Origin of the sequence: Streptomyces sp. DvalAA-14 (assembly GCF_900091855.1) — a bacterium.
GTDB lineage: Bacteria > Actinomycetota > Actinomycetes > Streptomycetales > Streptomycetaceae > Actinacidiphila.
Genome location: NZ_FMCH01000535.1, coordinates 1 through 7,940 on the forward strand (window position 1 = coordinate 1; position 7,940 = coordinate 7,940).

Sequence of the window (7,940 nt, forward strand, 5' to 3'; positions counted from 1 at the left end):
AGGCCGCCCCGGAGGCCGCCCGACCGCTCCACCTCGGCACCTACACCACGCAGGGCGGTGGCACCGGGGTCGGACTGGCCCAGTACGACCCGCGGACCGGTCGGATCACCGGCGCCGGCACGCTCACGGGCGTCGCCAACCCGTCCTTCCTCGCCCGGTCCGCGTCCGGCGGCCACCTGTACGCGGTGGACGAGCAGGCGAGCGGCGCGGTGACGGCCGTCTCGATCGACGCGGCCGGCCGGCTGAAGGTGCTGGGCGCCCAGCCCACCGGCGGCTCCGGACCCTGCCACCTGTCGGTGCACGCCGGCGGTGGGCACGTGCTGAGCGCCAACTACGACTCGGGCAGCCTCGCCGTCCACCCGCTGGCCCCCGACGGCAGCCTGCTGCCCCGTACCGACCTGGTGCGGCACACCGGCTCCGGCCCCGATCCGGACCGCCAGGACGGCCCGCACGCCCACATGGTGCGCAGCGACCCGGGCGGCGCCTACGTGCTGGCAGTCGATCTCGGCACCGACACCGTGTACACCTACCGCCTCGACGAGACGACCGGGAAGCTGACCTCCCTGTCGCAGGCGCGGGTGGCACCCGGCTCCGGGCCGCGGCATCTGGCCTTCCACCCGTCGGCGGCGTTCGCCTACCTCGCCAACGAACTGGGCGACTCGGTCGTCGTCTGCGGCTACGACCCCGCCACCGGCGCTGTCACGCCCGGCCGGCCGCAGCCCACCGTGCCGGCCGGCTCGCCCGCCACCGAGCGCAACTACCCCGCCGAGGTGGTGGTTTCGGCGGACGGTGCCTTTGTCTACGTCTCCAACCGCGGCCACGACAGCATCGCCCGTTTCGCCGTGGCGGACGGCGGCGCCACGCTTCGTCTGCTGGACGCGACGCCGACCGGCGGCGCCTATCCGCGGCACATCGCCTTCGACCCGACCGGGATGCTGCTCTTCGCGGCCAACCAGAATTCCGACACGGTCACCGTCTTCCACGTCGACCCGGCCTCCGGCGAACTGACATCCGGCGGAACCCCCTTCTCGACTCCGATGCCGGTGTGTGTCCTGCCCGGGTAGCGGCGCGGCAACAGGCTGAGGCGGCGAACCCATCCGGACGGGGGATGTTGGAATCGCCGTACGCGGTCAGACGGTAAGCATGTGGACTTCGGAGACAACCAGCGACCGCGCCCACGGCTGGCACACCAGCGGCGGGCGGCAGCAGCACCACCACCACGCACGAGCCGATCACGCCGCCACGTCCCAGGCCCTGTGGGCCGGGCGGATCCTGATGCTCTCGGCGACGGTCCTGGTCATCGCGGCCGCCGCCCGTGCGAACAGCCGGTGCGAGCGGCCGACGGGAGCGGGGCCCGCTCAGCGCAGTGGCAGCGTGACGGTGATGGTCTTGCCCACCGGCCCGGCGCCGGAAGGCCCCTCCCCGGTGGCCCTCCGCCGCGGCTCGACCACCACCCGGTGGGCAAGACGCTGAATGATCGGCCACCCGTAGCCGCCGGGCCGCGGGTCGCCGGGAAGGCGCCGCTTGGTGGTCGGGGCGCCGTCGGAGCGGTCGCTGATGGCCAGGACGAGGAGGCCGCCGACCACCTCGGCCCGGAAGGCGGTGATCCCGCCGCCGTGCACGATCGCGTTGGTGGCCAGTTCGGAGGCGACCAGCAGCGCGTCCTCGGTGGGAACCGGCTCGCAGCGCTCACCGCTGTCCCGCAGGGCCCGCCGGACCCGCTGCCGTACGTCCGCCGCCGCGACCGGGAGCAGGTCCGCGCCGGACGCCACCGACAGGCCTCCCGTGGGCGGTCCGCCGGCCCCGCGCCGGTATGCGCTCATCGCTTCCCCCATGACTCGAATAGCGAACAACTCTGTCTTCAAGGGACGGTGCGCTGAGACTGGTCGGGTCCTGGCGGTCCACCGTGCCGGCGCAGCCGTCCCGCGTCCGTCCCGGCGCTCCGGCGGTCGTCCGCCGGCCGTCCGGGCCTTTCGCGGGCCGGATGTTCCGGCCTACACCTGCGCCTTGCCGAAGGATGGCCCCCGAAACGAAGACGCGGGTCCCGCCTTGCCGGTTTCCGGCCCGGCCCCCCGGGCAACAGGCCACCATGAACACTGACGCAGAACCAGTCGAGACCCGCGGCGACGAGCACCATGTGCTGCTCAGCGCGGACACCAACGGTGACGGCAAGCCCGATGTGTGGATGACCGACACCAACGGTGACGGCAAGGCCGATCTCTACCAGTTCGACACCGACGGCGACGGCGAGATCGACGTGACCATAGCCGACCGTGACGAGAAGTCCGACCCCGCGCGGATCGCGGTCGAGGGGGACGGCGGCCACCCCCTCACCCCCTGACCACCTCCGGTCCTCCCGGGCCCGCGCGCGCCCGGGAGGACCTCGTCACACCCGTGCCGGGAGGTCGTGCAGCCGCACCGCGGCGAGCCGGCCGCCGGCCAGCTCCGCTGTCATGTACGTGCACGCGGGCTGGCGTCGCCGGTCGGTCGGCGACCCGGGATTGAGCAGCCGCAGACCGCCGGGCGCGGTGCTGTCCCACGGGATGTGGCTGTGGCCGAACACCAGGACGCCGGCCTCGGGGAACCGCGCGGCGCAGCGTTCCTCCCGCCCCCCGGCCGGGCCCGTCTCGTGCACGACGGCGAAACGCAGCCCGTCCAGCTCGACCTCCGCCACCTCGGGCAGCCGGGCGCGCAGTTCGGGGCCGTCGTTGTTGCCGAAGACCGCCACCAGCCGGCGGGCCCGGGCCGCCAGCAGGTCCAGCGTCGCGGTGTCCACCCAGTCGCCGGCGTGGAAGACCACATCGGCCCGCTCCACCTCCGCCAGCAGTGCGGCCGGCAAGGCCCGGGCCCGCTTGGGCAGATGCGTATCGGTGGTGAGCAGCAGCCGCACCGGGACCCCTTTCCCAACCCCCCGCGCCGGATCCGACCGTACCCCGGCCGCTGCCGGCCGTCGCGGGGCCGGCCTTCCGGGCGGCCGACGCCGCGGGTCGTTCCACCTCGTGCGGGACGTCGATCCACCTAGTGCAGGACGCTGACCGCGCGTGCGACCACCAGCAGGGACGTCACCAGCGCCGACACGCTCTCCACCGCCATCAGCAGCTTCATCCGGCTGGACAGCGGCATGGTGTCGGTCGGGCTGAACGCGGTGGAGTTGGTGACCGACACGTACAAGTAGTCCACCAGCGTGGGCACCCAGTCGGACTTGACGCTCGCGCCGTCCGCGACCTCCTCCACCGCGTCGTGGTTCTCGTCCTGCGAGAAGCGGAAATCGGCCAGCGGCAGAGCGGCCCGCGGCGCCTGGGTCCGGCTGACCGGTCCGCCGCGGTCCAGCTCCCAGAAGGCCAGGCCGAAGACGATCACATTGGTCAGCCACACCTGGAGGGCCGCCAGCAGCAGGGACTTGCCGTCCTCGGTGCCGGCCGACACCAGATCGTGGACCAGCAGGCCCAGCGCGACCAGATTGCTGGCCGCGATCACGAACACCAGCGTCAGGGACAACGTCCGGGTGGTGCGGGTCTGCCGGGTCAGCCGCCGGGGATTGAAGGCCACCAGCGGTATCAGGAGCAGCAGTTCCAGGGCCGGCAGGATGTACCGGGGGGCGAGCAGCAGTTGCTGCGGCAGCGCCACGTACAGCCCGACCGCCACCAGCGTCGCGAGGACGGCCGGCAGTCGCGGTTCTCCCCGGCGCTGGTGCCGGGGATGCCTGGTCGGCGCGTCGGCGCGGCTTGGCGTCATCAGTCAGTGCTCCCGTCGTGGCGCGTCCGTGATGGCGCCACGCCTTGATCTGCCCGCTGATCGCCCGCGCATGCCGCGCGGCGGGTCAGCTCATGGCCCGATCAAGGTTGGTGGTCGCGCTGATCAGCGCCAGATGGGTGAAGGCCTGCGGGAAGTTTCCCAGGTGCTCACCGGTCATCCCGATCTGCTCGGAGTACAGGCCGAGGTGGTTGGCGTAGGTGAAGGTCTTCTCCAGCGCCAGCCGGGCCCGCTCGATCTGCCCGGTGCGGGTCAGCGCCTCCACCCACCAGAAGGAGCAGATGGTAAAGGTGCCCTCCGGCCCGGTCAGCCCGTCCGGCGCCATCGTCGGGTCGTAGCGGTAGACCAGGCTGTCCATCACCAGCTGGTCCTCGATGGCGTCCATCGTGGAGCGGAACCGCGGGTCGTCGGGGGAGAGGAACTTCACCATCGGCATCAGCAGCAGCGCGGCGTCCACCACGGGCCGGGCCGCGTCCTGCCCGTCGCTGAGGCGCTGCAGGAAGGTGCCGGCCCCCTCGTTCCAGCCGCGGTCGATGATCTGGTGGTACATCCGGTCGCGGGCCTCCGACCAGCGCACCAGGTCGCCCGGCAGCCCGCGCTGGCGGGCCATCCTGATCATCCGCTCGACGGCCACCCAGCACATCAGCCGCGAGTAGGTGTGGTCCTGCGGCCCGGCCCGGGTCTCCCAGATGCCCTCGTCGGGCGCGGACCAGTGGTCGATCAGCCAGTCCACGATCGTGCACAGGTCCATCCAGCTGTCGTGCGAGATCCCCACGCTGTACTTGTTGAACAGGTAGATGGAGTCGATGAGTTCGCCGTAGATGTCCAGCTGCAGCTGGCCCGCCGCGTCGTTGCCGATCCGCACCGGCCGCGAGCCGCGGTAGCCCTCCAGGTGGTCCAGTACGGTCTCGGGCAGATCGGCGTGCCCGTCGATGGAGTACAGCACCCGCAGCGGCCCGTTCGCCGTCTCGTCGGCATTGTGCAGGCAGGCGGTGAGCCACTGGATGAACGCCTTGGCCTCTTCGGTGAAGCCGAGCCGCAGCAGCGCGTAGAGGGAGAACGCGGCGTCGCGGATCCACACGTAGCGGTAGTCCCAGTTGCGCTCGCCGCCGATGGATTCGGGCAGCCCGAGCGTCGGCGCGGCCACCACCGCGCCGCTGGGCTCGTGGGTGAGCAGCTTCAAGGTCAGCGCCGAGCGTTCCACCATCTCCCGCCACCGCCCGGAGTACGTGCTCTGCCGCAGCCAGCCGTGCCAGAAGGAGGTGGTGGCCCGGAACAGCGCGTCGACCGCGTCGGCGTCCACCCCGTCCGCGTCCGCCGTGCCCGGGTCGCCGGCCGCCGGGTCGACCGGGTCGGCGGTGTGCAGCACGAACAGGACCGTCTCGCCCTCCTCGATGGTGAACAGGCCGCGCGCGTCGTCGCCCTCCACCCGCAGGCCGACATCGCTGTGCACGGTGACACTGAGCTCCTCCCCGGTGAACCGCACACCGGTCGGCAGCAGGGCGGTACGGTGCCTGGCGCGGCCGTAGTCCAGCCGGGGAGCGATCTCCACGCTCATCCGCATCCGGCCGCGGATGCCCACCACCCGCCGCACCAGCCGCTGCCGGTGGCCCGGGTCGTGCGCGCGGACCAGCGGCATGAAGTCCTGGATCTCGACGATGCCGTCGTCGGTGAGCATCCGGGTGATCAGGATGTTGGTCTCGGGAAAGTAGAACTGCTGCCGGCTGGCGTCCCGGCAGTCCGGGCTGATGGTCCAGTGGCCGCCCTTGCGGGCGTCCAGCAGCGAGCCGAAGACACTGGGCGAGTCGAAGCGGGGCGCGCAGAACCAGTCGATCCGGCCGTCGGTGCCGACAAGGGCCACCGTCCGCAGATCACCGATGAGCCCGTGCTCCGCCACGGGCAGGTAGTCCTCGCCAACGACGTACTCGGCTCCGATGCGGCTCATCGCATGATCCCGTCTCCGGCGGCTCCCCCGTCCCCTCCATCGTCACGCGGGCCGCGCCGGGGCGCGCCCCGAGAAGGGTCCGCCCGGGTCGCTCCTCGGGAGCGGGCGCGGCGGCGGCGCGGGTGCCCGGGAGGGGATCAGCGCGCGGGAGGGGATCAGTGCGCGGGGTGGCGGATCTCCAGCATCAGGCAGCCGGGGCCGGTCCGGTACGGGCCGTGCGGCATGCCCGGCGGCCGGGAGGCGTAGTGGCCGCGCGTGAAGGTGCGGCCGAGCGTCAGATCCTCCAGTTCGCCCGCCAGGAGGTACACCTCCTCGTAGTAGGCGTGCCGGATCACCCCGGCCGCCGAGGTGTCGAGGCCCGGCGCCCAGCGGGCCAGCCGGGTGAGTTCCACCGCCGCGTCCGGCCCCGTCGACAGCACCCGCTCGCTGACCCCCGGCGACCCGGCGGCCGGCGTCCAGGGCAGCTTCCCTGCATCGAGGAACTCGTGCTCGTCCTTCACCCGCGTACCCGCCTTCCCGCCACCGGCCCGGGCCGGTGGCGGAGTGCCGCCGACCGGCCGGTTAGTGTCCGGTGGATCCTCGCCCGGCGGGGCGGCGGCCGTAAAGGGGGGCAGCCGTAAAAGGGGCGGCCGTAAAACGGGCGGGGCGCCGACCGCGCGCCAGGGGCGGGAAACGCCGTCAGGCGGCGAGCGGTTCCAGCGCGACCCGTACGCTGATCTGCTTGCCCGTGGCCTGCTGGGTGACCTGGAGGGCGCCGCACAGCGCCAGGACCACTTCGATGCCGTGCCGGCCGACCCGGGCCGGGTCCGGCTCGGGGACGTCCGGCGCGGCCGGGGAGGTGTCCCACACCGTGATGTCCACGGCGTGGTCGATCAGCTCCAGGTCCAGCCGGCACGGCCCGGTGGTGTGCCGGATCGCGTTGGTGACCAGCTCGCTCACCACGAGCTGGGTGGTTTCGACGGCGTGCGTGGACACCGCCAGCGCACGTTCGGTATGGACCCGACCGAAGAATCCGGTGGCCAGTCGTCTGGCCGCGGCTATCGCTGTCGTCTCGCTGCCGTAGACCTCGCTGATGCGCAAAACCGTCGCCTCCCAAGGGCCGCCCGGCCGGCGGTCGGCTTCCACCGCACCGGCCCCGCCGTATCCCGTCCGCCGACCCCCTGCCGGCGGTTCCTCCGCCGACGTCTGGCGCGTACCCGCTCATTCCGGCCGCACACCAGAGCCCCGGCACGCCGGTTCACACCGGCGCGGGCCGGTCCGCCCAGAAACCGCGCAGGGCCGCGACCAGCTCCTCGGGCGCGTCCTCCGCGATGTGGTGGCCGGAATCGATCGGGCCGCCCGTCGGGTCGCCGGCCACCCAGTCGCGCCACCCGCCGAGCACATCACCGTAGAGGTCGGCCATGTCGTCGCGGGTGGCCCACAGCACGTGGACGGGGCAGCCGATCCGGCGGCCGGCGTGCCGGTCCGCCTCGTCGTGCTCGCGGTCGATGCCGAGCCCGGCCCGGTAGTCCTCGCACATGGCGTGCACGGTCCGCGGATCATGGATGGCCCGCCGGTAGTCCTCGAAGGCCTCGGCGCCCATCTGTTCGGGTGTGCCGCCGTACCAGGCGTCCGGATCGGCGTTGATGAACCGTTCGGCGGGCTTGTCGGTCTGCCCCAGGAAGAACCAGTGCCACCAGCGGGCGGCGAACCGGGCGTCGCAGCGGCGCAGCGCCTCGCCGATGGGCACCGCGTCCAGCACGGTCAGCGAGGTGACCGCCGCCGGATGGTCCAGGGCGAGCCGGGTGGCGACGTAGGCGCCGCGGTCGTGACCGACCACCGCGAACCGGTCGTGCCCCAGCGAGCGCATCACCGCCAGGCAGTCGGCGGCCATCGCCCGTTTGGAGTACGGCCGGTGCTCGCTGTCCGTCTCGGGTGCGGCGGACCGGCCGTAGCCGCGCAGGTCCGGGCAGACCACGTGATGGCCGGCCGCGGCCAGCCGGGGAGCGACCCGGTGCCAGGTGGCGTGGGTGCGCGGGTGGCCGTGCAGCAGCAGGACCGCGGGTCCTTCGCCGCCATGGCGTACCCGCAGCAGGGCGCCGTCGCCCTCGCACACCGTCAGGGTGAATCCGTCGAACATGCCGCCCCGCCTCCACCTCGCCGCCGGGATGTCCCGGGGCGTCTGTCCGGGGCGGCGGCGGTCATGCGGGCGGCGCCTGCGGGCGGCGGGCTCGCGGGCGGCGGGCTCGCGGGCGGCTGGCTT

The 7,940-nt window shown here is 73.1% G+C and carries 9 protein-coding genes; 2 read left to right on the plus strand and 7 right to left on the minus strand.

Features of this window, described 5'->3' with window-relative positions:
• Window positions 1-1,064 (plus strand): lactonase family protein (locus tag GA0115240_RS28630; RefSeq protein WP_107407226.1); only part of this gene is annotated, 1,064 nt, incomplete at its 5' end.
• A gap of 294 nt (window positions 1,065-1,358) precedes the next feature.
• On the opposite strand, the gene GA0115240_RS28635 is transcribed toward GA0115240_RS28630, so the two are convergent.
• Window positions 1,359-1,823, minus strand: coding sequence for an ATP-binding protein (locus GA0115240_RS28635; protein WP_176725199.1), 465 nt, complete (start codon window positions 1,821-1,823; stop codon window positions 1,359-1,361).
• 266 nt (window positions 1,824-2,089) lie between these two features.
• Between GA0115240_RS28635 and GA0115240_RS28640 the strand changes: the two genes are divergently transcribed.
• Complete coding sequence (locus GA0115240_RS28640; protein ID WP_093741099.1) at window positions 2,090-2,341, plus strand: hypothetical protein; 252 nt, start codon at window positions 2,090-2,092, stop codon at window positions 2,339-2,341.
• A gap of 45 nt (window positions 2,342-2,386) precedes the next feature.
• On the opposite strand, the gene GA0115240_RS28645 is transcribed toward GA0115240_RS28640, so the two are convergent.
• From GA0115240_RS28645 to GA0115240_RS28670, 6 genes are all read right to left on the minus strand, one after another.
• Window positions 2,387-2,890, minus strand: a complete 504-nt coding sequence (locus GA0115240_RS28645) for a metallophosphoesterase family protein (RefSeq protein ID WP_093741101.1) — start codon at window positions 2,888-2,890, stop codon at window positions 2,387-2,389.
• A 128-nt stretch (window positions 2,891-3,018) separates the two neighbouring features.
• The gene (locus GA0115240_RS28650; RefSeq protein WP_093741103.1) at window positions 3,019-3,735 is read right to left on the minus strand and encodes a DUF1345 domain-containing protein; all 717 of its coding nucleotides are present in this window, start codon (window positions 3,733-3,735) and stop codon (window positions 3,019-3,021) included.
• A gap of 85 nt (window positions 3,736-3,820) precedes the next feature.
• Window positions 3,821-5,698: a glycoside hydrolase family 15 protein gene (locus tag GA0115240_RS28655; RefSeq protein WP_093741105.1), complete on the minus strand. Its 1,878-nt coding sequence runs from the start codon at window positions 5,696-5,698 to the stop codon at window positions 3,821-3,823.
• Between the two features lie 155 nt (window positions 5,699-5,853).
• A complete protein-coding gene (locus GA0115240_RS28660; protein WP_093741106.1) occupies window positions 5,854-6,198 on the minus strand; it encodes a cupin domain-containing protein in 345 nt (114 codons plus the stop codon).
• Between the two features lie 178 nt (window positions 6,199-6,376).
• Window positions 6,377-6,778, minus strand: a complete 402-nt coding sequence (locus tag GA0115240_RS28665) for an ATP-binding protein (RefSeq protein WP_093741108.1) — start codon at window positions 6,776-6,778, stop codon at window positions 6,377-6,379.
• Between the two features lie 157 nt (window positions 6,779-6,935).
• Complete coding sequence (locus tag GA0115240_RS28670) at window positions 6,936-7,817, minus strand: alpha/beta fold hydrolase (protein WP_093741110.1); 882 nt, start codon at window positions 7,815-7,817, stop codon at window positions 6,936-6,938.
• Window positions 7,818-7,940: the final 123 nt, after the last annotated feature.